General features: G+C 67.9%; 25 protein-coding genes and 3 tRNA genes. 22 read left to right on the top strand and 6 right to left on the bottom strand.

Annotated features, from left to right (window positions below; all coding sequences use genetic code 11):
• The first annotated feature begins 2 nt into the window (after positions 1–2).
• The 12 genes from NF616_RS15580 (at position 3) to NF616_RS15525 (ending at position 12,011) form a co-directional block, all read left to right on the top strand.
• Entirely contained in the window at positions 3–2,837 is a 2,835-nt protein-coding gene (locus NF616_RS15580) for a valine--tRNA ligase (protein ID WP_252274208.1), read from the top strand.
• Positions 2,838–2,890: 53 nt separating this feature from the next.
• On the top strand, positions 2,891–3,187 hold the full coding sequence (locus tag NF616_RS15575) for a winged helix-turn-helix domain-containing protein (protein ID WP_252274207.1): 297 nt from the start codon (positions 2,891–2,893) through the stop codon (positions 3,185–3,187).
• A gap of 184 nt (positions 3,188–3,371) precedes the next feature.
• Positions 3,372–4,316, top strand: coding sequence for a YbgA family protein (locus NF616_RS15570; protein ID WP_286675082.1), 945 nt, complete (start codon positions 3,372–3,374; stop codon positions 4,314–4,316).
• Positions 4,313–5,248: a MerR family transcriptional regulator gene (locus NF616_RS15565; RefSeq protein ID WP_252274205.1), complete on the top strand. Its 936-nt coding sequence runs from the start codon at positions 4,313–4,315 to the stop codon at positions 5,246–5,248. The genes NF616_RS15570 and NF616_RS15565 overlap by 4 nt, the downstream gene beginning before the upstream one ends.
• Positions 5,236–6,675: a deoxyribodipyrimidine photo-lyase gene (gene phrB, locus NF616_RS15560; RefSeq protein ID WP_252274204.1), complete on the top strand. Its 1,440-nt coding sequence runs from the start codon at positions 5,236–5,238 to the stop codon at positions 6,673–6,675. Before NF616_RS15565 ends, phrB begins: the two co-directional genes overlap by 13 nt.
• Positions 6,668–7,090 (top strand): nuclear transport factor 2 family protein, encoded by a 423-nt coding sequence (locus tag NF616_RS15555; protein ID WP_252274203.1) that lies wholly within the window; start codon positions 6,668–6,670, stop codon positions 7,088–7,090. Before phrB ends, NF616_RS15555 begins: the two co-directional genes overlap by 8 nt.
• On the top strand, positions 7,087–7,845 hold the full coding sequence (locus NF616_RS15550) for an SDR family NAD(P)-dependent oxidoreductase (protein ID WP_252274202.1): 759 nt from the start codon (positions 7,087–7,089) through the stop codon (positions 7,843–7,845). The genes NF616_RS15555 and NF616_RS15550 overlap by 4 nt, the downstream gene beginning before the upstream one ends.
• Positions 7,842–9,089, top strand: coding sequence for an NAD(P)/FAD-dependent oxidoreductase (locus NF616_RS15545; protein WP_252274201.1), 1,248 nt, complete (start codon positions 7,842–7,844; stop codon positions 9,087–9,089). Before NF616_RS15550 ends, NF616_RS15545 begins: the two co-directional genes overlap by 4 nt.
• Complete coding sequence (locus NF616_RS15540; RefSeq protein ID WP_252274200.1) at positions 9,086–9,877, top strand: DUF1365 domain-containing protein; 792 nt, start codon at positions 9,086–9,088, stop codon at positions 9,875–9,877. The genes NF616_RS15545 and NF616_RS15540 overlap by 4 nt, the downstream gene beginning before the upstream one ends.
• The gene (locus NF616_RS15535) at positions 9,864–11,141 is read left to right on the top strand and encodes an SAM-dependent methyltransferase (RefSeq protein ID WP_252274199.1); all 1,278 of its coding nucleotides are present in this window, start codon (positions 9,864–9,866) and stop codon (positions 11,139–11,141) included. The genes NF616_RS15540 and NF616_RS15535 overlap by 14 nt, the downstream gene beginning before the upstream one ends.
• Positions 11,141–11,620: a DUF2878 domain-containing protein gene (locus NF616_RS15530; RefSeq protein WP_252274198.1), complete on the top strand. Its 480-nt coding sequence runs from the start codon at positions 11,141–11,143 to the stop codon at positions 11,618–11,620. Before NF616_RS15535 ends, NF616_RS15530 begins: the two co-directional genes overlap by 1 nt.
• 85 nt (positions 11,621–11,705) lie before the next feature.
• Complete coding sequence (locus NF616_RS15525; RefSeq protein ID WP_252274197.1) at positions 11,706–12,011, top strand: YkgJ family cysteine cluster protein; 306 nt, start codon at positions 11,706–11,708, stop codon at positions 12,009–12,011.
• A 57-nt stretch (positions 12,012–12,068) separates the two neighbouring features.
• Here the strand turns inward: NF616_RS15525 and NF616_RS15520 are convergent, their stop codons facing one another.
• The 6 genes from NF616_RS15520 to hemA all read right to left on the bottom strand — a co-directional run bounded on the left by NF616_RS15520 (position 12,069) and on the right by hemA (position 17,799).
• The gene (locus NF616_RS15520; RefSeq protein WP_252274196.1) at positions 12,069–12,581 is read right to left on the bottom strand and encodes an acyloxyacyl hydrolase; all 513 of its coding nucleotides are present in this window, start codon (positions 12,579–12,581) and stop codon (positions 12,069–12,071) included.
• Positions 12,582–12,687: 106 nt separating this feature from the next.
• Positions 12,688–13,479, bottom strand: coding sequence for a glutamate racemase (murI, locus tag NF616_RS15515; protein WP_252274195.1), 792 nt, complete (start codon positions 13,477–13,479; stop codon positions 12,688–12,690).
• Complete coding sequence (locus tag NF616_RS15510; RefSeq protein ID WP_252274194.1) at positions 13,476–14,237, bottom strand: molybdopterin-synthase adenylyltransferase MoeB; 762 nt, start codon at positions 14,235–14,237, stop codon at positions 13,476–13,478. Before NF616_RS15510 ends, murI begins: the two co-directional genes overlap by 4 nt.
• Positions 14,234–15,064, bottom strand: coding sequence for a peptide chain release factor N(5)-glutamine methyltransferase (gene prmC, locus NF616_RS15505; RefSeq protein ID WP_252274193.1), 831 nt, complete (start codon positions 15,062–15,064; stop codon positions 14,234–14,236). Before prmC ends, NF616_RS15510 begins: the two co-directional genes overlap by 4 nt.
• Before the next feature lie 387 nt (positions 15,065–15,451).
• A complete protein-coding gene (gene prfA / locus NF616_RS15500; protein WP_252274192.1) occupies positions 15,452–16,534 on the bottom strand; it encodes a peptide chain release factor 1 in 1,083 nt (360 codons plus the stop codon).
• A complete protein-coding gene (hemA, locus tag NF616_RS15495) occupies positions 16,531–17,799 on the bottom strand; it encodes a glutamyl-tRNA reductase (protein ID WP_252274191.1) in 1,269 nt (422 codons plus the stop codon). The genes prfA and hemA overlap by 4 nt, the downstream gene beginning before the upstream one ends.
• Before the next feature lie 167 nt (positions 17,800–17,966).
• On the opposite strand from hemA, the gene NF616_RS15490 reads away from it, so the two are divergent.
• The 10 genes from NF616_RS15490 to ychF all read left to right on the top strand — a co-directional run bounded on the left by NF616_RS15490 (position 17,967) and on the right by ychF (position 25,232).
• Positions 17,967–19,691, top strand: coding sequence for a tetratricopeptide repeat protein (locus NF616_RS15490; protein ID WP_252274190.1), 1,725 nt, complete (start codon positions 17,967–17,969; stop codon positions 19,689–19,691).
• Positions 19,692–19,694: 3 nt separating this feature from the next.
• Positions 19,695–20,309: a lipoprotein insertase outer membrane protein LolB gene (gene lolB, locus NF616_RS15485; protein WP_252274189.1), complete on the top strand. Its 615-nt coding sequence runs from the start codon at positions 19,695–19,697 to the stop codon at positions 20,307–20,309.
• Positions 20,310–20,540: 231 nt separating this feature from the next.
• The gene (ispE, locus tag NF616_RS15480) at positions 20,541–21,416 is read left to right on the top strand and encodes a 4-(cytidine 5'-diphospho)-2-C-methyl-D-erythritol kinase (RefSeq protein WP_252274188.1); all 876 of its coding nucleotides are present in this window, start codon (positions 20,541–20,543) and stop codon (positions 21,414–21,416) included.
• Positions 21,417–21,442: 26 nt separating this feature from the next.
• Positions 21,443–21,517: transfer RNA gene (locus NF616_RS15475), tRNA-Gln, on the top strand.
• Positions 21,518–21,548: 31 nt separating this feature from the next.
• Positions 21,549–21,623: transfer RNA gene (locus tag NF616_RS15470), tRNA-Gln, on the top strand.
• A 31-nt stretch (positions 21,624–21,654) separates the two neighbouring features.
• Positions 21,655–21,729, top strand: a tRNA-Gln gene (locus NF616_RS15465).
• 81 nt (positions 21,730–21,810) lie between these two features.
• Positions 21,811–22,752 carry a ribose-phosphate pyrophosphokinase gene (locus NF616_RS15460; RefSeq protein ID WP_252274187.1) on the top strand — a complete coding sequence of 314 codons (942 nt, stop codon included), beginning with the start codon at positions 21,811–21,813 and terminating at the stop codon, positions 22,750–22,752.
• 111 nt (positions 22,753–22,863) lie between these two features.
• Positions 22,864–23,475, top strand: a complete 612-nt coding sequence (locus NF616_RS15455) for a 50S ribosomal protein L25/general stress protein Ctc (protein ID WP_252274186.1) — start codon at positions 22,864–22,866, stop codon at positions 23,473–23,475.
• A 34-nt stretch (positions 23,476–23,509) separates the two neighbouring features.
• Positions 23,510–24,094, top strand: a complete 585-nt coding sequence (gene pth, locus NF616_RS15450) for an aminoacyl-tRNA hydrolase (protein ID WP_252274185.1) — start codon at positions 23,510–23,512, stop codon at positions 24,092–24,094.
• Between the two features lie 37 nt (positions 24,095–24,131).
• Positions 24,132–25,232, top strand: coding sequence for a redox-regulated ATPase YchF (ychF, locus tag NF616_RS15445; RefSeq protein WP_252274184.1), 1,101 nt, complete (start codon positions 24,132–24,134; stop codon positions 25,230–25,232).
• Positions 25,233–25,291 lie beyond the last annotated feature (59 nt).

Below are 25,291 nucleotides of genomic sequence, written 5' to 3'. Positions count from 1 at the left end.
GCATGGACAAGACCTACCAGCCGCACGCCATCGAAACTTCCTGGTACCAGACCTGGGAGCAGAACAACTACTTCGCCCCGCAGGGTTCCGGCGATTCCTACACCATCATGATTCCGCCGCCGAACGTCACCGGCAGCCTGCACATGGGTCATGGCTTCAACAACGCCATCATGGACGCGCTGATCCGCTTCCGCCGCATGCAGGGCCGCAACACCCTGTGGCAGCCGGGCACCGACCATGCCGGCATCGCCACCCAGATGGTGGTGGAGCGCCAGCTGGCCGCCGACGGCATCGCCCGCCACGACCTGGGCCGCGAGAAGTTCCTGGATAAGGTCTGGGAGTGGAAGGAGCAGTCCGGCGGCACCATCACCCGGCAGATCCGCCGCCTGGGCAGCTCAGTGGACTGGTCGCGCGAGCGCTTCACCATGGACGAGGGTCTGTCCGAAGCGGTCAAGGAAGCCTTCGTGCGCCTGCACGAGGACGGCCTGATCTACCGCGGCAAGCGCCTGGTCAACTGGGACACCAAGTTCCACACCGCCATTTCCGACCTCGAAGTGGAGAGCCACGACGAAAAGGGCCACCTGTGGAACCTGCGTTATCCGCTGGCCGACGGCAAGAAGACCGCCGACGGCCTGGACTACTTGATCGTCGCCACCACCCGCCCGGAAACCATGCTGGGTGACTCCGCCGTCGCCGTGCACCCGGAAGACGAGCGCTACAAGGCGCTGATCGGCCACTACGTCGACCTGCCCCTGGTCGGCCGCCGCATCCCCATCGTCGCCGACGACTACTGCGACCCCGAGTTCGGCACCGGCTGCGTGAAGATCACCCCGGCCCACGACTTCAACGACTACGAAGTCGGCAAGCGCCACAACCTGCCGCTGATCAACATCTTCGACAAGAACGCCGCAGTGCTGGCCCAGGCCCAGGTGTTCAACCTGGACGGCAGCGTCAACGCCGAGCTGGACGCCACCCTACCGGCCGAGTACGCCGGCCTCGACCGCTTCGTCGCCCGCAAGCAGATCGTCGCCGCCTTCGAGGCCGCCGGCCTGCTGGAGAAGATCGAAGACCACGCCCTGAAAGTGCCGAAGGGCGACCGCTCCGGCACCGTCATCGAGCCGTGGCTGACCGACCAGTGGTACGTCTCCACCAAACCGCTGGCCGAGAAGGCCATCGCCGTGGTCGAGAGCGGCGAGATCCAGTTCGTGCCCAAGCAGTACGAGAACATGTACTTCAGCTGGATGCGCGACATCCAGGACTGGTGCATCAGCCGCCAGCTGTGGTGGGGCCACCGCATCCCCGCCTGGTACGACGAGCTGGGCAACGTCTACGTCGGCCGCGACGAGATGGAAGTGCGCAGCAAGCACGGCCTGGGCAATGAGGTCGAGCTGGTGCAGGACGAGGACGTGCTGGACACCTGGTTCAGCTCCGGCCTGTGGACCTTCTCCACCCTCGGCTGGCCGCAGCAGACCGACTTCCTCAAGACCTTCCATCCCACCGACGTGCTGGTCACCGGCTTCGACATCATCTTCTTCTGGGTCGCCCGGATGATCATGTTGTCCACCCACCTGACCGGGCAGATCCCGTTCAAGACCGTGTACGTGCACGGCCTGGTGCGCGACGGCCAGGGCCAGAAGATGTCCAAGTCCAAGGGCAACGTGCTCGACCCGCTGGACATCGTCGACGGCATCACCCTGGACGAGCTGCTGGAGAAGCGCACCAGCGGCATGATGCAGCCCAAGCTGGCCGAGAAGATCGCCAAGCAGACCAGGGCGGAATTCCCCGAAGGCATCGCCAGCTACGGCACCGACGCCCTGCGCTTCACCTTCTGCTCGCTGGCCACCACCGGCCGCGACGTGAAGTTCGACATGGGCCGCGTCGAGGGCTACCGCAACTTCTGCAACAAGCTGTGGAACGCCACCAACTTCGTGCTGGAGAACACCGACGGCAAGGACTGCGGGGTCAACGACGAGCCGGTGGAGCTGTCCGCCGTCGATCGCTGGATCATCTCCGCCCTGCAACGCTGCGAGCAGGACGTGACCCGCCACCTCGACGCCTTCCGCTTCGACCTGGCGACCCAGGCCCTCTACGAGTTCGTCTGGGACGAGTACTGCGCCTGGTATCTGGAGCTGGTCAAGCCGGTGCTGTGGGACGAGACTGCCTCGGCCGAGCGCCAGCGCGGCACCCGCCGCACCCTGGTGCGCGTGCTGGAGGTGATTCTGCGGCTGGCGCACCCGTTCATGCCCTTCATCACCGAAGAGATCTGGCAGCGCATCAAGGCCCTGGCCGGCAAGGACGGCGCCACCCTGATGCTGCAGCCCTGGCCGGTGGCCAACGAGGCGCGGGTGGATGCCGGCGCCGAGGCCGACATCGCCTGGGTCAAGACCTTCATGCTCGGCGTGCGGCAGATCCGCGGCGAGATGAAGATCTCCATGACCAAGCGCATCGACGTGGTCCTGGCCAACGCCAATGCCGAGGACCTGCGTCGCCTGGCCGAGTTCGAGCCGCTGCTGAACAAGCTGGCCAAGTTCGAGTCGATCCGCGTGCTGGCCGCCGGCGAAGAAGCGCCGATGTCCGCCACCACCCTGGTCGGCGAGCTGCAGGTACTGGTGCCCATGGCCGGGCTGATCGACAAGGACGCCGAACTGGCGCGCCTGGACAAGGAGATCGCCCGCCTGGACGGCGAGGTCAAGCGGGTCGGCGGCAAGCTGGCCAACGAAGGCTTCGTCGCCAAGGCCCCGGCAGAGGTGCTCGACAAGGAGCGCGCCAAGCTGGCCGAAGCCGAACAGGCGCTGGCCAAGCTGGCCGAGCAGCGCGAGAAGATCGCCAGCCTGTAACCCCCGAGAGGCCCGCGTTCGCGGGCCTCTTCGCATCCCGGCCAGGAGCGCCCATGGAAGTCAGCAAGACCCGCACCAGCTTCTACCGTCGCCTCTACGTGGCCTGGCTGATCGACAGCGGCGCGGCCGCCAGCGTGCCGGCGCTGATGGAGGCCACCGGCATGCCGCGCCGTACCGCCCAGGACACCCTGGCCGCCCTCGGCGAACTGGACATCGTCTGCGACTTCGTCCAGCAGGACGGCGCGCGCAACAACGCCGGGCACTACGCGATCCGCGACTGGGGCCCCATCGACCGCGCCTGGGTCGCAGCGCACCTGGCGCAGATCAAGACGCTGCTCGGTTATCCCTGAGTCGCCCGCCCGGGCCGCGCCGCTCCCTCCTGACAACACCCTTCCCTTCGTGAAGCCGCCTTCTCTCGGCCACGCCCCCGCGTTCGCCCCGTAAAAACTTGTACAAAACAAATCACTTGTACAAGTAAGCGCCCGCATGTTTACTTGTACAAGAATTTCAATTTGTACAAGTTTGGAGGTGCGCATGGACCGCCTCAAGCTGGGAATCAGCGCCTGCCTGCTCGGCGAGCGGGTGCGTTTCAACGGCGGACACAAGCACTCGTCGCTGTGCACCGAGGTGCTTGCCGAACATTTCGAGCTGGTGCCGGTGTGCCCGGAGATGGCCGTGGGCCTGGGCGCACCGCGGCCGGTCATCCGCCTGGTCGGCGACGCCAGCGCACCGCGGGCGGTGATGCCCGAGCACGGCCGCGACCTGACCGACGTGCTGCAGGCCCAGGCCGCGCGCACCGCCGACGAGCTGGCCGACATCAGCGGCTATGTGCTGATGCAGAAGTCGCCCTCCTGCGGACTGCACCGGGTCAAGCTGTACCGTGACAACGGCCACCTCGCCGAGGCCGGCGGCCGCGGCGTGTTCGCCGCCGCGCTGCAGGCCCTGCGCCCCGAATTGCCGATGGAGGAGGAAGGCCGCCTGCACGACCCGGTGCTGCGCGAAAACTTCCTCAACCGGGTGTTCGTCTATGGCCGCTGGCAGCGCCTGCTGGCCGCGGGCCTGACCCGCCAGGGCCTGATCGACTTCCACGCGCGCCACAAGTACCTGCTGATGGCCACCCATCCGCAGCAGCAGAAGGCCCTGGGTCGCCTGCTCGGCGACCTCGGCCGGCACGACCCCGAGGAGCTCGGCCCGCGCTACTTCAGCCAGCTGATGGCGGCACTGAGCCGACGCGCCACCCGCGGCACCCACAGCAACGTGCTGCAGCACCTGAGCGGCTACCTCAAGCAGCACCTCGACGACGCCGAGCGCGCGGAACTGCAACAGCTGATCGAGCAGTACCGCACCGGGGTCGTGCCGCTGGTGGTCCCCCTGACGCTGCTGCGCCACCACTTCAACCGTCACCCGCATGCCTACGTGGCGAGCCAGGACTACCTGCGTCCGTACCCGGACGATCTCAGTTTGAGGAACGCGATTTGAGCGAGACCCCCGTCGACTACCCGAGCGCCCTGGCGCTCGGCTACCTGCCCATCCGCGAAGTGGCGCGCAGCACCGGGGTCAACCCGGTGACCCTGCGCGCCTGGGAGCGGCGCTACGGTCTGGTGGTGCCCTACCGCACCGCCAAGGGCCACCGCCTGTATGCGCCGGAGCAGGTGCAGCGCATCCAGCAGGTGCTGACCTGGCTCAACCGCGGCGTGGCGGTCGGCCAGGTGCGCGATCTGCTGGAGCAGGCCGCGCCCGTCGAAGCGGCGCCCAGCGGCATCTGGGACGAACTGCGCCAGGCCATGCTCCAGGCCGTGGCGCGCCAGGCCGAGCGCAGCCTGGACGAGGCCTTCAACCGCGCCCAGTCGCTCTACCCGCCGCGGGTGCTCTGCGCGCAGCTGCTTCTTCCGCTGCTGGCGGAGCTGGACCTGCGCTGGCGCGACCTGCCGTTCGGCGCTCAGCTGGAACAGGTGTTCTTCCACTCCTGGTTGCGCAGCAAGCTGGGCGCGCGCCTGCATCACGACAACCGCCAGCACAACGGCGCACCGCTGCTGCTGGTCAGCCAGTCCGGCCTGTACCTGGAGCCGGGCCTGTGGCTGAGCGCCTGGCTGATCAACGGCGCCGGTTGCGCGGCGCAGGTGCTGGACTGGTCGGTGCCGACCAGCGAGCTGGTGCAGGCGGTGGACCACATCGGCCCGCGCGCACTGGTGCTGTATTCCAGCCAGGCCCTGGGCGCACCGCTGCGTCACCAGCTGCCGCGCCTGGTCGAGGCCTGCTCGGTGCCGCTGCTGCTGGCCGGCCCGGCGGCCACCATCCACCACGACGAGCTGCAGAGCCTCGCCGGCCTGCACCTGGCCGCCGACCCGCTGCTCGCCGAGCAGTGCCTGCGCGAGCTGGGCCTGCTGGAGAACGAGCCGTGCGCCAGCTGATCTGGCTGCGCAGCGACCTGCGCGTGGCCGACAACGGCGCGCTGGCCGCCGCCATGGCGGCCGGCCCGACGCTTGCCGTATACCTGATCAGCCCCGGGCAGTGGCGCGAGCACGACGATGCGCCGTGCAAGGTCGACTTCTGGCTGCGCAACCTGGCCGCGCTGCAGCCGCGCCTGGCCGACCTCAACGTGCCGCTGCTGATCCGCTTCGCCGACCACTGGCGCGAGGCGCCCCGGGTGCTGGCCGAGCTGTGCCGCGAGCACGAGATCGCCGCGGTCTGGGCCAACGAGGAGTACGGCGTCAACGAGCAGGCCCGCGACCACGCGGTGGAACAGGAGCTGCGGCGCCAGGGCGTCGCCTTCCAGCAGCGGCTGGACCAGCTGTTCTTCGCTCCCGGCAGCGTGCTGACCCAGTCCGGCAGCTACTTCCAGGTGTTCAGCCAGTTCCGCAAGGTCTGCTACCAGCGCCTGCACACCGCCCTGCCGGCGCGGGTGCCGATGCCGTCGCGGCAGGCGCCGCTGGCCATCGCCAGCGACCCGATTCCCTCCGCCGTCGAGGGCTTCGCCATTCCCGAAGCGGGACTGCGCGAAGCATGGCCGGCCGGCGAGGACGCCGCCCAGAAACGCCTGGCGCTGTTCGTCGACGAACTCATGGGCTGGTACCAGCAGCGCCGCGACATTCCCGGCGTGGACGGCACCAGCCGCCTCTCGCCCTACCTGGCCGCCGGCGTGGTCTCGCCACGCCAGTGCCTGCACGCCGCGCTGCGCAGCAACCAGGGCGAGTTCGAGACCGGCAATCCGGGCGCCGTCACCTGGATCAACGAGCTGCTCTGGCGCGAGTTCTACAAGCACATCCTGGTCGGCTACCCGCGCGTCTCCCGCCACCGCCCCTTCCGCCTGGAGACCGAGGCCCTGGCCTGGCGCCACGCGCCGGACGAGCTGCAGGCCTGGCAACAGGGCCGCACCGGCATCCCCATCGTCGACGCCGCCATGCGCCAGCTGCTGGCCACCGGCTGGATGCACAACCGCCTGCGCATGGTGGTAGCGATGTTCCTGACCAAGAACCTGCTGATCGACTGGCGCAAGGGCGAGCGCTGGTTCATGCGCCACCTGATCGACGGCGACCTGGCCGCCAACAACGGCGGCTGGCAATGGAGCGCCTCCACCGGCACCGACGCCGCGCCCTACTTCCGCATCTTCAACCCGGTCAGCCAGTCGCAGAAGTTCGACCCGCAGGGCCGCTTCATCCGCGCCTGGCTGCCGGAACTGGCGCAGCTAAACGACCGCGACATCCATAACCCGGCGGCGCTCGGTGGGCTGTTCGCCGCGGCCGATTACCCGGCACCCATCGTCGACCTGGGCAGCTCGCGCGAGCGCGCGCTGCAGGCGTTCAAGAACCTGCCCGCGAGGAACGTCGCCCATGTCTGATTTCCTGCGCCGCTTCGCCGCCGACTTCGCCGCCCTCGATGCCGACAACCTGCATCGCCTCGGTTCGCTGTACAGCGAGGACATCCGCTTCCGCGACCCGCTGCACGAAGTGCACGGCCTGCCGGACCTGCGGGACTATTTCGCCGAGCTGTACGCCAACGTGCGCGAGCTGCACTTCGACTTCCACGGCCACGACCAGGCGGGCGACGGCGAGGGCTACCTGCGCTGGACCATGACCTTCCGCCACCCGCGCCTGCGTGGCGGCGCGCCGATCACCGTCGACGGCTGCTCGCACCTGCTGTGGTGGGACAAGGTCTACCAGCACCGCGACTACTTCGACGCCGGCGCCATGCTCTACGAGCATCTGCCGCTGATGGGCGGAGCCATCGCCTGGCTGAAGCGGAGGCTGGCATGAGCCGGCGCATCTGGCTCACCGGCGCCAGCAGCGGCATCGGCGCGGCCCTGGCCGAGGTGCTGCTGCGCGACGGTCACCGCCTGGCCGTGAGCGCGCGCGACGCCGCCGCCCTGCAGCGGCTGGCCGAACGTTTCCCGGACCAGGTGCTGCTGGCGCCCGGCGACCTCACCGACGCCGAACAGGTGCGCGCCATCGGCGAGCGCATCGCCGGGCACTGGGGCGCGCTGGACCAGGCCATCCTCAACGCCGGCACCTGCGAATACATCGAGGTCGACGACTTCCGCGCCACCGCAGTCGAGCGGGTCATGCGCAGCAACCTGATGTCCGCCGCCCACTGCGTGGAGGCCGCGCTGCCGTTGCTGCGCGCCAGCGAACGGCCGCACCTGGTGGCGATGGGCAGCTCGGTCACCTACCTGCCGCTGCCCCGCGCCGAGGCCTATGGTGCGTCCAAGGCGGCCGTGCGCTACCTGTTCGAGTCGCTGCGCATCGACCTGGCGGCCGAGGGCATCGCCGTCACCCTGGTCAGCCCCGGCTTCGTCGACACACCGCTGACGCGGCAGAACGACTTCCCCATGCCGATGCGCTGGCCGGCGGAAAAAGCCGCCCGCCATATCGCCGCGCGACTCGACGGCCAGCCCTACGAAATCGCCTTCCCCACGCCGTTCATCACCACCCTGCGTCTGCTCGGCCTGCTGCCCGCCGGGCTGCAGCTGGCGCTCGGCAAACGTCTATCTCGCTCGGAGCAGCGCCCATGAAAGTTGCCATCGTCGGCAGTGGTATTTCCGGCCTGACCTGCGCCTACCTGCTGCATCGCCGTCACGACATCACCCTGTTCGAGGCCGGTGACTGGGTCGGCGGCCATACCCACACCGTGGACGTCGAGCTCGACGGCGAGCGCCACGCCATCGACACCGGTTTCATCGTCTTCAACGACTGGACCTACCCCAACTTCATCCGCCTCCTGGAGCGCCTCGGCGTCGCCTCGCGCCCCACCGAGATGAGCTTCTCGGTGCATGACCCGCGCAACGACGAGCAGTACAACGGCAACAACCTCAACAGCCTGTTCGCACGTCGGCGCAACCTGGTCTCGCCGGCCTTCTGGGGCATGCTGCGCGACATCCTGCGCTTCAACCGCGAGGCCCAGGCCGACCTGGCGCAGCAGCGCATCGACACCGACATCACCCTCGGTGCCTACCTGGAGCAGCGCCGCTATGGCCGGCGCTTCATCGACCACTACATCGTGCCCATGGGCGCGGCCATCTGGTCCATGTCGCTGGCCGACATGCTGGGCTTTCCGCTGCAGTTCTTCGTGCGCTTCTTCCGCAACCACGGCCTGCTGTCGGTCAACGACCGGCCGCAGTGGCGGGTGGTCGAGGGCGGCTCGCGCAGCTATATCGCGCCACTGACCGCCGGCTTCGCCGAGCGCATCCGCCTCAATTGCCCGGTGCAGCGGGTGCAGCGCGACGCCAGTGGCGTGATCGTGCACAGCCCGGCCGGCGTGGAGTATTTCGACCGCATCATCTTCGCCTGCCACAGCGACCAGGCCCTGGCCCTGCTGGCCTCGCCCAGCCTGGCCGAGCAGAGCATTCTCGGCGACCTGCGCTATGCCGAGAACGAGGTGGTGCTGCACCACGACAGCCGCCTGCTGCCCTCGCGCCGCCTGGCCTGGGCCAGCTGGAACTACCGCCTCGGCGGCGCGGCCGAGCGGCCCGCGGCGGTGACCTACAACATGAACATCCTGCAGGGCCTGCGCAGCGCCACCACCTTTTGCGTCAGCCTCAACCAGACCGAGGCCATCGACCCGGCGAAGATCCTCGGCCGCTACCGCTACGCCCATCCGCAGTACAGCCTGGCCGGCCTGCGCGCCCAGGAACGTTGGGAAGAACTGCACGGCCAGTTGCACACCTATTACTGCGGCGCCTACTGGGCCAACGGCTTCCATGAAGACGGCGTGGTCAGCGCGCTGCGCGTGGCCGAAGCCTTCGGGGAGCGCCTGTGAACAGCGCGCTGTACCAGGGCTGGGTGCAGCATCGGCGCTTTCTGCCGCGCGGCCACGCCTTCCGCTACCGCATCGGCCTGCTCTATCTGGACCTGGCCGAGCAGGACGCCGTGCTCGGCCTCTCGCCGCTGACCGGCCGCGGGCGCTGGGCGCCGTTTTCCTTCCGCGAATCCGACTATCTGCCGCACCTCACCGGCACCGGCATGCCGCTGGACCGGGCCGTGCGCCAGTGCGTCGAGCGGGCCCTGGGCCGCGCGCCGGGCGGGCGCATCTGCCTGCTGACCCAGCCGCGTAGCTGGGGCCTGGCGTTCAACCCGGCGAGCTTCTTCTACTGCTTCGACGCCGACGGCGGCCTGGCGGCGATTCTCTGCGAGGTCAGCAACACGCCATGGCGCCAGCGCTATCACTACGTGCTGCCGACCCATGCCGAGGGCGAGTCGCGCCAGCGGGTCGAGAAGAGCTTCCACGTCTCGCCCTTTCTGCCGCGCGAGCTGGAATACCGCATGCGCTACGCGCCGCCGGGTGAGCGCCTGCACATCCACATGGAGGACTGGCAGGGCGCGACCAAGCTGTTCGACGCCAGCCTCGGCCTGCACCGCCTCGAGCTGAGCCGCGCCAGCCTGCACCGTCACCTGCTGGCCTTCCCCTGGATGACCGCCACGACCCTGCTCGGCATCTACTGGCAGGCCCTGCGCCTGCTGCTCAAGCGCATTCCTATCTTCGACCACGGCGCCGCGGACGGCGCCTTCCGTACTGGCCAACTGGAGCCCCGCCATGAAGAGCCCTGACCTGATTTCCGCCAAGAGCAGCGTACGCGCCGGCAACGGCCTGGGGGCCGGGATGCTGCGCAGCCTGGTGTTGCGTCAGCTGAGCGGCCTGCGCCACGGCCGGCTGACCGTGCTGGAGAACGGCGAACGCCTGGAGTTCGGCGCGGCGGACGCCGGCCTGCACGGCGAGATCGAGGTGCTCGACCCGGCGCTGTGGGCGCTGGTGGCCGGCAATGGCTCGATCGGCGCCGGCGAGGCCTATGTCCACGGCTACTGGCGCAGCCCGGACCTGACCGCCGTGGTCCGCGTGTTCGTCGCCAATCTCGAGGTGCTCGATGCCATGGAGCGCGGCCTGGCGCTGCTCGTCGGCCGCCCGCTGATGCAGGGTCTGCACTGGCTCAATCGCAACACCCGCAGCGGCTCGCGGCGCAACATCGCCGCCCATTACGACCTGGGCAACGACCTGTTCGAGCGCCTGCTCGACCCGACCATGATGTACTCGGCGGCCATGTTCGCCGGCACCGACGACGACCTGGAGCGGGCCCAGCTGAACAAGCTCGAGCGCATCTGCCAGAAGCTCGAGCTGAAGCCCGACGACCACCTGCTGGAGATCGGCACCGGCTGGGGCGGCATGGCCCTGTACGCCGCCAGCCATTATGGCTGCCGGGTGACCACCACGACCCTGTCGCAACAGCAGTACGACTACACCCGCCGACGCATCGACGAGCAGGGCCTGCAGGACCGCGTCACCCTGCTGCTGCAGGACTACCGCGACCTGACCGGGCGCTACGACAAGCTGGTGTCCATCGAGATGGTCGAGGCTGTCGGTCATCGCTTCCTGCCGCAGTACTTCCGCCAGTGCGCCGCGCTGCTGAAGGATGACGGGCTGATGCTGCTGCAGGCCATCACCATCCGCGACCAGCGCTATGAGCAGGCCTGCCGCTCGGTGGACTTCATCCAGCGCTACATCTTCCCCGGCGGCGCCCTGCCCTCGGTGCAGAAGATGCTGCAGGTGGTCACCGCCGAGACCGACTTCAACCTGCACCACATGGAGGACTTCGGCCTGCACTACGCGCGCACCCTGCGCCTGTGGCACGCCAACCTGCAGCACGCCCGCCACGAGCTGGAGCAGCTGGGCTACGACGCCTACTTCTACCGGCTGTGGGAGTTCTACCTGTGCTACTGCGAGGGCGGCTTCCTCGAACGCAGCATCGGCACCGCCCAGCTGCTGCTGGCCAAGGCCGGCGCCCGGCCGGCGCCGCTGCTGGGACGCCTCACCGCCTGATGGGCGCGCTGCTGTTCAACGCCGGGCTGTTCCAGATCGGCTGGTGGGCCTGTGTGCTGAGCCCGCGCCAGCCCTGGCTGCTGGCGATCGTCCTGCTCTGCCTGGCCGTGCATCTGCGTTGGCCGGGCCGTCGCGGCGAGTGGCGCGCGGTGCTGGCGGTGACCCTGTTCGGCACCCTCCTGGATGGGGCGCTCGGCGCGCTGGGGCTGTTCGCCTTCGGTCTGCCACCGGCCTGGCTGATCCTGCTCTGGGCGCTGCTCGCCTGCACCCTCGGCCACAGCCTGGCGTGGAGCGCGCGCCCCTGGTGGCGAGCCGCAGTGCTCGGCGCTCTCGGCGCGCCGCCCGCCTATCTCGGCGGTGCCACGCTGGCCGGGGTCGCGCTGCCGCTGGGCACGCTGCCGACCCTGCTGGTGCTCGCCGTGGTCTGGGCGTTCGTTCTGCCGATCTGCCACCGCCTGTTCACTCGCTTCGCCGGCTAGAACCCGCATGGTCCGAGCGCAGGCAGCGGCGACGCCGGTCGGCCGGTCGCGCCAGCCCGCGCCGCCTGCCGTACACTGCGCGCCCATGAGCACCATTCCCCACCTGCAACTGCCCACCGCCGCCATCAGCTGCAGCAACTGCGCCGCCTGTTGCTGCCAGCTCGAAGTGATGCTGATCGGCGACACCGGCGTGCCCGCGCGTTTCATCGAGACCGACGACTGGGGTGGCGAGGTGATGCGCCGCCTGGACGACGGTTGGTGCGCGGCGCTGGACCGCGACAGCATGCGCTGCACCATCTACGAGGTGCGCCCGCTGATCTGCCGCGAATTCGAGATGGGCTCGGCCGAATGCCGCGACGAGCGCCGCGGCATGGCCGACATCTATCGCTGAACGACGAGCATGAAAAAGCCGGGCACGAAGCCCGGCTTTTTTTACATGCGTCCCGCCTTAGAAGCTGGTGCGGTAATGCAGGGTGTAGGCCTCTACGCCGTCGTTCGGCTGCTTGATGCCGGCGTTGGAGTAGTGCAGCGCGCGGATGCCGATCTCGTGACCGGAGAAGCGCAGGCCGGCGCCGATGCGGTCCTCGAACTGGAAGGAGGAGCCCAGGTCGTTCTCTTCCAGCTCGGTGCTGGAGAACGCCGCCACGCCGATACCGGCCTCGATGTAGGGCTGCACGCTATCGCCGGCGAATTCGTAGACGAACACGGGGGCGAAGGACAGGCTGTGGTTGCTGGCGGTTTCATCGCCATCCCAGAAGGTGTAGCCGGCATCCCAGTAGCCGGTCAGGCGGCCCACGCTGGTCTGCCACCAGCTCTTGTCCCAATCCCATTGGGCGCCGAGGCGGTAGACCATGGTGGAGTCACCGCTCTGCCCGACGGCGGCGGTGAAATCGACGGCTTGGGCGGAGAGGCTGGCCAGGCCGAGGGCTAGTACGGTCGCCTGAGCAATTATCTTCTTCATGTAACCTTCCTGTTACCGAGTGGAGATGCGAACGCTTATCGCGCTGCAGTATAGAAAAATTTTGTATAAGAGAAAGCGGTCGCCGAAATGAAACCTTCATCTCGCCTCAAACACAGAGCGGGCGGACCTGGGCAAGTTCAGACAATAATTTCGGCAGCACCGCCTGCATGGCGGCGGCATCGCCACTGCTCCAGAAGCGCACCGGCGCGGCGGGGCCCGAGGCGAGCAGCCGGCGCTGCTCCAGCAGCGATTGCAGATGGCGCGCCACGGCCGCGCCGGTGTCCACCAGGCGCACCGATTCCGGCACCAGCTCGCGCAGCAGCGGCTTGATGAAGGGATAGTGGGTGCAGCCGAGAATCAGCGTGTCGCAGCCCTCGGCCAGCAGCGGCTCGACCCAGCCGCGCAGCAGCTCGCGCGTGTGCGGGCCGTCCAGCTCCCCCGCTTCCACCTGCTCCACCAGTCCCGGGCAGGGCTGGGTGATCACCCGCACGTCGCTGGCGAAGCGATCCAGCAGGGCGGCGAACTTGGCGCTCTTCAGGGTGCCGGTGGTGGCCAGCACGCCGACCACGCCGCTGCGGGTGGCGGCGGCCGCCGGCTTCACCGCCGGCTCCATGCCGACGATGGGCAGCTCGGGATAGCGCTCGCGCAGGTCGGCCACGGCCGCCGCGGTGGCCGTGTTGCACGCCAGCACCAGCGCCTTGGCGCCCTGCCCCAGGAGGAATTCGGCGATCTTCTGGCTGCGCTCGCGGATGAACTCGGGGCTCTTCTCGCCATAGGGCACGTGGCCGCTGTCGGCCACATACAGCAGCGACTCGTCCGGCAGCCGTGCCTGAATCTCGCGCAGCACCGAGAGGCCGCCGACGCCGGAGTCGAACACGCCGACCGGCGCCTGGCTCATGGCCGCCCTCCGCACACGCTGCACGCCGGGTCGCGCCTGACCCGCAGCTCGCGAAAGCGCGAACCCAGGGCGTCGACCAGCAGCAGCCGGCCCACCAGCGGCTCGCCGAATCCAGCCAGCAGCTTGAGCGCCTCCAGCGCCTGCAGGCTGCCGACCAGGCCCACCAGCGGGCCGACCACGCCGGCCTCGCTGCAGGTCAGCTCCGTCTCGCTGCCATGGCCGTACAGGCAGTGGTAACAGGGGCTGGCCGCGTCGCGCGGGTCGAACACCGCGAGCTGCCCCTCCAGGCGAATCGCCGCGCCGGACACCAGCGGCCTGCTGGCGGCCACGCTGGCGGCGTTGACCGCCTCGCGGGTGGTGAAGTTGTCGCTGCAGTCCAGCACCAGGTCCACCGCGGCGACAGCGGCGGCCAGGGAGTCCTGGTCCAGCGCGGTGCGATGCGGCACCAGGCGGATCTGCGGATTGAGAGCGGCAAGCCGAGCCATGGCGGAATCGACCTTGGCCACGCCGACCTGGGTGCCGTCGTGGATGATCTGCCGCTGCAGGTTGGTCAGGTCGACCGTATCGAAGTCGGCCAGATGCAGCTCGCCGACACCGGCGGCGGCCAAGTACAACGCCACCGGCGAGCCGAGGCCGCCGAGACCGATGATCAGCACGCGGCTCTGCTTGAGTTTCAGCTGCCCGGCGACATCGATCTGCGGCAACAGGATCTGCCGGCTGTAGCGCAGGAGTTCGTCGTCGCTCAGTTCTACGGTCATGCGGTCCGCTGCCCCAGGGAAATACGTTCGTGGCCGCCCAGGTCGCGGCGGCTCCGCACGGCGCTGAAGCCGGCGGCTCTCAGCAGTTCGCGCACGGCCTCGGCCTGATCATAGCCGTGCTCCAGCAGCAGCCAGCCATCGGTATCGAGATGCCGCGGCGCCTGAGCGACGATCTGGCGGATATCGTCCAGCCCATCGGCGCCGGCCACCAGTGCGCTCATCGGTTCGAAGCGCACGTCGCCCTCGCCCAGGTGACGGTCGTCGGCAGCGATATAAGGCGGGTTGCTGACGATCAGGTCGAAGCGCTCGCCGGCCAGGGCCTCGAACCAGCTGCTCTGGCGGAATTCGGCATTGCTCAGGCCGAGGCGCTGGCGATTGCGCTCGGCCAGGGCCACGGCATCGACGATGCGATCCACTCCGGTCACCCGCCAGCCACCGCGCTCGCTGGCCAGGGCAAGGGCGATGGCGCCGGTGCCGGTGCCCAGGTCGAGCACTCGCCGTGGCGTGGCCGGGGCCAGTTGCAGGGCTGTTTCGACCAGCAATTCGGTGTCGGGACGGGGAATCAGGGTGTGCGGCGCGACCTCCAGGTCGAGGCTCCAGAAGCCCTGATGGCCGAGGATATAGGCCACCGGCTCGCCGCCGCGACGGCGCTCGAGCATGGCGGCGAAGACGGCCAGTTGCTCGGCGCTCGGCTCGTGCTCCGGCCAGGTGCGCAGGTAGCTGCGCGGCTTGCCGAGGGCGGCAGCCAGCAGCAGCTCGACATCCAGCCGCGCGCTCGGCGAGGCGGGTAGTGCGGTGCTGTCGAGCAGGGATTGGATGCTGGCCATGCGGGGATCTCCTCTCCCCCTCTCCCACTGACGGAAGAAGGGCTGGAAGAGGGCGCTAACGACAGCCCCCTCTCCCTAACCCTCTCCCCCGAGGGGGGGGATAATGGTTCGTGCATTCCCGGATTTCATCCGGGCTACCGGTGCGCATGGCGCACTCTACGTGGTGCGGGTCGAGTGCGCCGTGCGCACTACAACCGGCCACTCAATCTCCCAGGGCGGTCCCTGGTATTCCCTGCAGCGGCTCGATCACCTGCTGCGCCGCGCCGCCGATCACTTCGTTCGGCAAGACGGAAATGGCATTTCCCGGATTTCATCCGGGCTACCGGTGCGCATGGCGCACCCTACGTGGTGTGGGTCGGGTGCGCCGTACGCACTACAACCGGCCGCTCAATCGCCCAGGGCGGCCAGCTGGTCGGCCTGGTATTCCTGCAGCAGCGGCTCGATCACCTGCTCCACCGCGCCGCCGATCACTTCGTTCAGCGAATAGAGGGTCAGGTTGATGCGGTGATCGGTGACCCGGCCTTGCGGGAAGTTATAGGTGCGGATGCGCTCGGAGCGGTCGCCGGAGCCCACCAGCAGCTTGCGCGTGTCGGAGATTTCCTTGTGCGCCGCGGCGTCCTGCTGGTCCTGCAGCTTGGCCGCCAGCCAGGCCATGGCCTTGGCGCGGTTCTTGTGCTGCGAACGCTCCTCCTGGCACTCGACGACGATGCCGGTGGGCAGGTGGGTGATGCGGATCGCCGAGTCGGTCTTGTTCACGTGCTGGCCGCCGGCGCCCGAAGCGCGGTAGGTGTCCACGCGCAGCTCGGCCGGGTTGATCTCGATGGCCTGCTGCTCGTCCGGCTCCGGCAGCACGGCGACGGTGCAGGCGGAGGTATGGATGCGGCCCTGGGACTCGGTTTCCGGCACGCGCTGTACGCGATGGGCGCCGGACTCGAACTTGAGCTTGGCGTAGACGTTGTCGCCCTCGACGCGGCTGATGACTTCCTTGTAGCCGCCGTGCTCGCCCTCGCTCTCGGAGAGGATCTCGACCCTCCAGCCCTGGCGCTCGGCATAGCGCGAATACATGCGGAACAGGTCGCCGGAGAAGATCGCCGCCTCGTCGCCGCCGGTGCCGGCGCGGATCTCCAGGAACACGTTGCGACCGTCGTTGGGGTCCTTGGGCAGCAGCATACGCTGCAGGCGATCCTCCAGCCCGACCAGCGCCTCCTTGGCCTGGGCCACCTCCTCTTCGGCCATCTCGCGCATTTCCGCGTCGCCGTCCTTGAGCAGCGCCTGGGCGCCCTCGAGGTCGTCCTGGGTCTTGCGGAACTCGCGGTAGGCGGCGATGACCGGCTCGACCTCGGCATATTCCTTGGAATAGGCGCGGAAGCGGGTCTGGTCGCTGATCACCTCGGCATCGCCGAGCAGCGCGGTGAGCTCCTCGAAGCGGTCGTGGAGGATGTCGAGTTTCTTCAGCAGGGAGGCTTTCATGTCTTGCTCGGGCCCTCGTCGAGGGCAAAGAGTTCCTGGGCCACGGCCAGCGCTTCGAAGCGGCCGTCGGCGGAGATTTTCTTCAGCTGCACGCTGGGCGCGTGCAGCAGCTTGTTGGTCAGGCCGCGAGCCAGCTGGGCCAGTACGTCGTCGGCGTTGCTGCCGTTGGCGAGCATGCGCTGGGCCTTGGCCAGCTCCTCGTCGCGCAGGCGTTCGGCCTGCTGGCGATAGGCACGCAGCACGTCGACCGCGGCCAGTTCGCGCAGGCGCTGCATGAAGTCGTCGGCGCCGACGCTGACCAGCTCCTCGGCGGCCTGGGCAGCGCCCTGGCGGCTCTTGAGGTTCTCCTCGATGACCTCGTGCAGGTCGTCCACCGTATAGAGGTAGACGTCGTCCAGCTCGCCCACTTCCGGCTCGATGTCGCGCGGCACGGCGATGTCGACCATGAACATGGGCTTGTGCTTACGCTGCTTGAGCGCGCGCTCCACCGCGCCCTTGCCGAGGATCGGCAGCTGGCTGGCGGTGGAGCTGATGACGATGTCGCTGTGCGCCAGTTCCTGCGGGATGTCGGCCAGCAGCACGGCATGCGCGCCGAACTGCTCGGCCAACTGGCTGGCGCGCTCGAGGGTTCGGTTGGCCACGACGATGCGCTTCACGCCCTGGTCGTGCAGGTGGCGGGCGACCAGGCTGATGGTCTCGCCGGCGCCGATCAGCAGGGCCTGGCTGCGGTGCAGGTCGGCGAAGATCTGCTTGGCCAGGCTGACCGCGGCGAAGGCCACCGACACCGGGTTCTCGCCGATGGCGGTGTCGGTGCGCACCGTCTTGGCGGTGCTGAAGGTGGCCTGGAACAGGCGGCCGAGCAGCGGGCCGACGGTGCCGGCCTCGCGCGCCACGGCGTAGGCGGACTTCATCTGGCCGAGGATCTGCGGCTCGCCGAGGACCATCGAATCGAGCCCCGAGGCCACGCGCATCATGTGCCGCACGGCCTCGTTGTCCTGGTGCACGTAGGCACAGGCGCGCAGGTCGTCGAGGTCGAGGCGATGGTAGTCGGCCAGCCAGCGCAGCACGTCGTCGGCGGACAGCTGGTCCTGCTCCAGGTACAGCTCGCTGCGGTTGCAGGTGGAGAGGATCGCCGCCTCGCGGCTGGGGGTGACGCGACAGAGCTGCTGCAGGGCCTCGACCAGTTGCTCGGGGGTGAAGGCCACGCGTTCGCGGACGTCCACCGAGGCGGTCTTGTGGTTGATGCCGAGGGCGAGGAAGGCCATGCAGGGTCGCTAAGGGAATTCGAGATAGCGGGCGATTGTCCTACGTCACCCCAGGGAGAACAACTGTTGCGACAAATTGACCCGATAGCCGAGTCCCTGAGGCGCGGTGGGCTTGCGCCCGCCGCTTGTGTCATGATGCAGCCACGCCACGGACCGCAGCTTTTCTTATGAATAAATCCCTCGCGTTGCTGACCGCCTCCCTCCTGCTCGCCGGCTGCCAGACCCTGGCCCCCGCGCCCGACGGCACCCCGCCGGTGGAGGACACCGCGGCCAGCAAGGCCCCGACGCCCAAGCAGTACGCCTCGTTCAGCGAGGACACCTTGTATGCCCTGCTGGCCGCCGAACTGGCCGGCCAGCGCAATCGCTTCGACATCGCCCTCGGCAACTACGTACAGCAGGCCAATGCGACCCAGGACCCGGCCGTGGCCGAGCGCGCCTTCCGCATCGCCGAATACCTGGGCGCCGAGCAGGCCGCGCTGGACACCGCACTGATCTGGTCGAACAACGCGCCGGACAGCCTCGACGCCCAGCGCGCCGCCGCCGTGCAGCTGGCCCGCGCCGGCCGCTACGACGAGTCCATGGAATATATGGAGCGCGTCCTGCTGGGCCAGGGCGACACCCATTTCGACTTCCTCGCGCTGTCCGCCGCCGAGACCGACCCGGATACCCGCGACGGTCTGCAGCAGAGCTTCGACCGCCTCCTGCAGAAGCACCCGGAGAACGGCCAGCTGCTGTTCGGCAAGGCCCTGCTGCTGCACCAGGACGGCCGCGCCGAGGACGCCCTGGAGCTACTCGAGGCGCACGACGCCAGCCAGGAGGAAATTCCGCCACTGCTGCTACGCGCCCGCCTGCTGCAGAGCCTGGGCCGCGGCGAGGAGGCGCTGCCGCTGCTGGAGAAGGGCATCGAGAAACACCCCGAGGACAAGCGCCTGCGCCTGGCCTACGCCCGCCAGCTGGTCGAACTCAAGCGCCTGGACGAGGCCAAGAGCGAGTTCGCCGGCTTGGTCCAGCGCTTCCCGGACGATGACGACCTGCGCTACTCCCTGGCCCTGGTGTGCCTGGAGGCGGAGGCCTGGGACGAGGCCATCGTCTACCTGGAAGAACTGGTGGCGCGCGACGCCCACGTCGACGCCGCGCATTTCAATCTGGGGCGCATCTACGAGCAGCGCGGCGAGCCGGAAAGCGCGCTGATCGAATACGCCCTGGTCGGCCCCGGCGAGGACTACCTGCCCGCCCAGGTGCGCCAGACCGAGATCCTCTTCGAGCAGGGTCGCATGGCCGAGGCCGGCGCACGCCTGGCCCGCGCCCGCGACAGCCAGCCCGACTACGCCATCCAGCTGTACCTGATCGAGTCCGAGGCCCTGGCCAACCGCCAGCGCCACGAGGAGGCCTGGCAGGTCATCGTCAAGGCGCTGGAGCAGTTCCCCGGCGACACCAACCTGCTCTACACCCGCGCCATGCTCGCCGAAAAGCGCGGTGACCTGGCCGGCCTGGAGCGCGACCTGCGCAACATCATCGAGCGCGAGCCGGACAACGCCACGGCGCTGAACGCCCTCGGCTACACCCTGGCCGACCGCACCACCCGCTACGACGAGGCCAAGGCGCTGATCGAGCGCGCCCACCAGCTCAACCCCGAAGACCCCGCCACCCTCGACAGCATGGGCTGGGTCAACTATCGCCTGGGCAATCTCGAGGAGGCCGAGCGCTACCTGCGCGCGGCCCTGGCCAAGTATCCCGACCACGAGGTCGCCGCCCACCTGGGCGAAGTGCTCTGGGCCCGTGGCAAGCAGGGCGAGGCCCGCGAGGTCTGGTCCACCGCCCTCGAGGCCCAGCCCGACAGCCCCATCCTGCGCGCCACCATCCAGCGCCTGACCGGTTCCGAGAAGCTCTGATCCATGTTTCGTCACGCCATCGTCTTCAGCCTGATCGCCCTCCTCGCCGGCTGCGCCGGCCTCACCAGCCGTGAAGCCGTCGAAGGCCAGGGCGACCCGCAGCAGTGGCAGGCCCACAAGGCCAGGGTCGCCGCGCTGGATGGCTGGCAGATCAACGGCAAGGTCGGCATCCGCGCGCCGAAGGATTCCGGCAGCGGCACGCTGTTCTGGCTGCAGCGCCAGGATTACTTCGACATCCGCCTGTCCGGCCCGCTCGGTCGCGGCGCCGCGCGCCTGACCGGGCGCGAGGGCAACGTGCTGCTGGAAGTGGCCAGCCAGGGCCGCTACCAGGCCGAATCGCCCGAGGCGCTGCTGGAACAGCAACTCGGCTGGCGTCTGCCGGTGTCGCACCTGTTCTGGTGGGTGCGCGGCCTGCCCGCGCCGGACAGCAAGAGCCGCGTGACCCTCGACGCCGACAGCCACCTGGCCCGCCTGGAACAGGACGGCTGGCAGGTGCAGTACCTGAGCTACGCCGAACAGGACGGCTACCGCCTGCCCGAGCGCATCAAGCTGCACGGCGCGGACCTCGACGTCACCTTGGTGATCAAGGACTGGCAGCCGCGCCAGCTCGGTCAGTAACACCGCCCCACGGACAACCTGTAGCCCGGATGCAATCCGGGAACGACGCCACCGAAAGCGCCCCGGATTACATCCGGGCTACGACTGGCCAATAAGCGCCAGGCTCGCACCGATTATTCCCTCTCCCCTCGGGGAGAGGGCCAGGGAGAGGGGGCTACCAATAACCCTCTCCCCTACCCTCTCCCGTAAACGGGAGAGGGGACACTCCCACTCGGCATTTCAGCTCCGCACATGACGAATCCAGCTATCCCCGACCACGCCGAACTGATCCTTCCCGCCCCGGCCAAGCTCAACCTGATGCTGCATATCCTCGGCCGCCGCGCCGACGGTTACCACGAGCTACAGACCCTGTTCCAGTTCCTCGACCACGGCGACGAGCTGGGCTTCGCGCTGCGCGAGGACGGCGAGATCGTCCTGCACACCGAGATCGCCGGCGTGCCGCATGATGCCAATCTGATCGTGCGCGCCGCCCGCAAGCTGCAGGCCGAGAGCGGTTGCCGCCTCGGCGCCGATATCTGGCTGGACAAGCGCCTGCCCATGGGCGGCGGCATCGGCGGCGGCAGCTCGGATGCGGCCACCACCCTGGTCGGCCTCAACCACCTGTGGCGCCTGGAAATGAGCGAGGACCGCCTGGCCGAACTGGGCCTGGCACTGGGCGCCGACGTGCCGGTGTTCGTGCGGGGCCGCGCGGCCTTCGCCGAGGGCGTGGGCGAGCACCTGCAGCCGGTGCAGCTTGACGAGCCGTGGTTCCTGGTCGCCATTCCGCAGGTCAGCATCAGCACCGCGGAAGTTTTTGCCGACCCCGAGTTGACACGTGATACCCCCGCCATTACAGTTCGCAGCCTTCCCGAGGGGGGCGGTCGTAATGACTGTCAGCCGGTTGTCGAGAAGCGTTACCCCGAAGTACGTAACGCCCTGAAAACGCTCAACAAATTTGTTGCCGCGAAGATGACTGGAACCGGAGCTTGCGTGTTTGGGAGCTTCCCAAACCAGGCCGATGCTGATAAAGTCTCGCGCCAACTTCCGGCCACCCTGCCAAGCTTCGTCGCTCGCGGCTGCAATCGGTCTCCGCTGCACCGCAGGCTCGAAATGGCAACTCGGAAGTGAATGCCTGGCATTCGGTTATACGATACAGGGGCGTCGCCAAGCGGTAAGGCAGCAGGTTTTGATCCTGCCATGCGTTGGTTCGAATCCAGCCGCCCCTGCCATAACCTCCTCCTAGCATTCGACTGACTCCATAGGGGCGTCGCCAAGCGGTAAGGCAGCAGGTTTTGATCCTGCCATGCGTTGGTTCGAATCCAGCCGCCCCTGCCATAACCTCCTCCTAGCATTCGACTGACTCCATAGGGGCGTCGCCAAGCGGTAAGGCAGCAGGTTTTGATCCTGCCATGCGTTGGTTCGAATCCAGCCGCCCCTGCCATACACTCGAGAGCTGTTCAGGAAGCCCGCTTTCTGAACAGCTTTTTAATTCATCGGAACCACTCCCAGGCAGGTACTGCGCGTGTCCAAGATGATGGTCTTCACGGGGAACTCCAACCCCGACCTGGCCCGGCGCATCGTGCGTCAACTGCACATTCCTCTGGGCGATGCGTCCGTGGGCAAGTTCTCCGACGGCGAAGTCAGCGCCGAGATCAACGAGAACGTCCGTGGCAAGGATGTCTTCATCATCCAGCCGACCTGCGCACCGACCAACGACAACCTGATGGAACTGGTGGTGATGGCCGACGCCTTCCGCCGCTCCTCGGCGACGCGCATCACCGCCGTCATCCCCTACTTCGGCTATGCCCGCCAGGATCGCCGTCCGCGCTCCGCCCGCGTGGCCATCAGCGCCAAGGTAGTGGCCGACATGCTGACCGTGGTCGGCATCGACCGCGTTCTGACCGTCGACCTGCACGCTGACCAGATCCAGGGCTTCTTCGACATCCCCGTGGACAACATCTACGGCTCGCCGGTGCTGACCGACGACATCCAGGATCAGCGCTTCGAGAACCTGATGATCGTCTCCCCGGACATCGGCGGCGTGGTTCGCGCCCGCGCCGTGGCCAAGAGCCTGGGCGTCGACCTGGCCATCATCGACAAGCGTCGTGAGAAGGCCAACCACTCCGAAGTCATGCACATCATCGGCGATGTCGACGGCCGCACCTGCGTGCTGGTCGACGACATGGTCGACACCGCCGGCACCCTCTGCCACGCCGCCAAGGCGCTGAAAGAGCACGGCGCCTCGAAGGTCTACGCCTACGCCACCCACCCGGTGCTGTCGGGCCGCGCCATCGAGAATCTGGAAAACTCCGTGCTGGACGCGCTGGTGGTGACCAACACCATCCCGTTGTCCGCCGCGGCTCAGGCCTGCTCCCGCATCCGTCAGCTGGACATGGCCCCGGTTATCGCCGAAGCGGTTCGCCGCATCAGCAACGAAGAATCGATCAGCGCGATGTTCCGCTAAGCGGAACAGGCCTGAACGACAAGTGCCCCGCCCCGTGCGGGGCTTTTTGCCCAACCGTCCAAACGCTGGTCGCAAGCGCTGAGGACGGTTTGGTTTATTTGGAGAACTGCAATGACTGAATTTGCCCTGAATGCCAACGTGCGTTCCGACCTGGGGAAAGGTGCGAGCCGCCGCCTGCGTCGTAACGAAAGCCTGGTTCCTGCCGTGATCTACGGTGGCGACAAGCCAGCTCAATCCATCAGCATCCTCGCCAAAGAACTGGCCAAGCTGCTGGAAAACGAAGCCGCCTTCAGCCACGTGCTGGCCCTGACCGTTGACGGCGCTGCCGAAAACGTCGTGATCAAGGCCCTGCAGCGTCACCCGTCCAAGGGTTACGTCATGCACGCCGACTTCGTTCGCGTCGTTGCCGGCCAGAAGCTGAGCGCCCACGTTCCGCTGCACTTCATCAACGAAGCTACCTCCGTTGGCGTGAAGCAGCAGGGCGGCGAAGTGTCCCACACCATCAACGAAGTCGAAGTTTCCTGCCTGCCGAAAGACCTGCCGGAATTCATCGAAGTCGACCTGGCCAAGGTAGAAGTCGGTCAGATCGTTCACCTGTCCGATCTGAAGCTGCCGAAAGGCGTCGAGCTGGTGGCCCTGGCCCACGGCAACGACCTGGCAGTCGCCAACATCCACGCTGCCCGTGTAGCGAAAGAAGAAGGCGAGGAAGGCGCCGCCGAGTAATCCACTCAGCGCGCCTTTAAGGAAGGGCCCCTCCGTGACTGCCGTGCAACTGATCGTCGGCCTGGGTAATCCAGGCCCCGAATACGACCAGACCCGGCATAACGCAGGGGCCCTTTTCGTTGAGCGCCTGGCCGACAACCAACGCGTCAGCCTGAGCCTCGACAAGAAGTATTTCGGCCTGGTGGGCAAATTCAGCCATCAGGGCCGCGACGTCCGTCTGCTCATCCCCTCCACCTTCATGAACCGCAGCGGTCAGTCCGTGGCGGCGCTGGCGAATTTCTTCCGCATCCCGGTGGACGCCATGCTGGTGGCGCACGACGAACTCGACATGCCCCCCGGCGTCGCCAAGCTCAAACTCGGCGGCGGCCACGGCGGGCACAACGGCCTGCGCGACATCATCGCCCAGTGCGGCAATCAGAACGGCTTCCACCGCCTGCGCCTCGGCATCGGCCATCCCGGCCACGCCAGCCTCGTCTCCGGCTTCGTCCTCGGCCGCGCCCCGCGCAGCGAACAGGAGCTGCTGGACAAGAGCATCGACAACGCCCTGGGCGTGCTGCCCGAGATGCTCGCCGGCGACTGGACCCGCGCCATGCAGAAACTGCACAGCCAGAAAGCCTGACCTCTTTTCACGACTTCATCTCCGCGAGGGATACATCATGGGATTCAACTGCGGCATCGTCGGCCTGCCCAACGTCGGCAAGTCCACCCTGTTCAACGCCCTCACCAAATCCGGTATTGCCGCGGAGAACTTCCCCTTCTGCACCATCGAGCCGAACAGCGGCATCGTGCCCATGCCTGACAGCCGCCTGGACGCCCTGGCCGCCATCGTCAAGCCCGAGCGCGTGATCCCCACCACCATGGAGTTCGTCGACATCGCCGGCCTGGTAGCGGGCGCCTCCAAGGGTGAAGGCCTGGGCAACAAGTTCCTCGCCAACATCCGCGAGACCGATGCCATCGCGCACGTGGTGCGCTGCTTCGAGGACGAGAACGTCATCCACGTCGCCAACAGCGTCGACCCCAAGCGCGACATCGAGATCATCGACCTCGAACTGATCTTCGCCGACCTCGACAGCTGCGAGAAGCAACTGCAGAAGGTCACCCGCAACGCCAAGGGCGGCGACAAGGAAGCCCTGGCGCAGAAGGCCATCCTCGAGAAGCTCATCCCCCACTTCAGCGAAGGCAAGCCCGCACGCAGCCTGATGAAGAACATGAGCGCCGACGAGAAGGCGGTCATCCGCGGCTTCCACCTGCTCACCAGCAAGCCGGTGATGTACATCGCCAACGTCGCCGAAGACGGCTTCGACAACAACCCGCACCTCGAGGTGGTTCGCGCCATCGCCGAGGAAGAAGGCGCCGTCGTGGTGCCGGTGTGCAACAAGATCGAGGCCGAAATCGCCGAACTGGACGAAGACGAGGAGAAGCAGATGTTCCTCGAGTCCATGGGCATGGAAGAGCCGGGCCTGAACCGCGTGATCCGCGCCGGCTACGACCTGCTCAACCTGCAGACCTACTTCACCGCTGGCGTGAAGGAAGTCCGCGCCTGGACCGTGCGCATCGGCGCCACCGCCCCCCAGGCCGCCGCCGTGATCCACACCGACTTCGAGAAAGGCTTCATCCGCGCCGAAGTGGTGGCCTACGACGACTTCATCCAGTTCAAGGGTGAGAGCGGCGCCAAGGAAGCCGGCAAATGGCGCCTGGAAGGCAAGGACTACATCGTCAAGGACGGCGACGTGATGCACTTCCGCTTCAACGTCTAAGCCCGCCGTAGTCCCCTCTCCCCTCCGGGGAGAGGGCCAGGGAGAGGGGCCCAAACCCC

The sequence above is a fragment of the Pseudomonas subflava genome, assembly GCF_023823685.1.
Taxonomy (GTDB): Bacteria; Pseudomonadota; Gammaproteobacteria; order Pseudomonadales; family Pseudomonadaceae; genus Aquipseudomonas; species Aquipseudomonas subflava.
The sequence above is the reverse complement of the archived record's forward strand: the minus strand, read 5'-3'. Positions and strand labels throughout refer to the sequence as shown.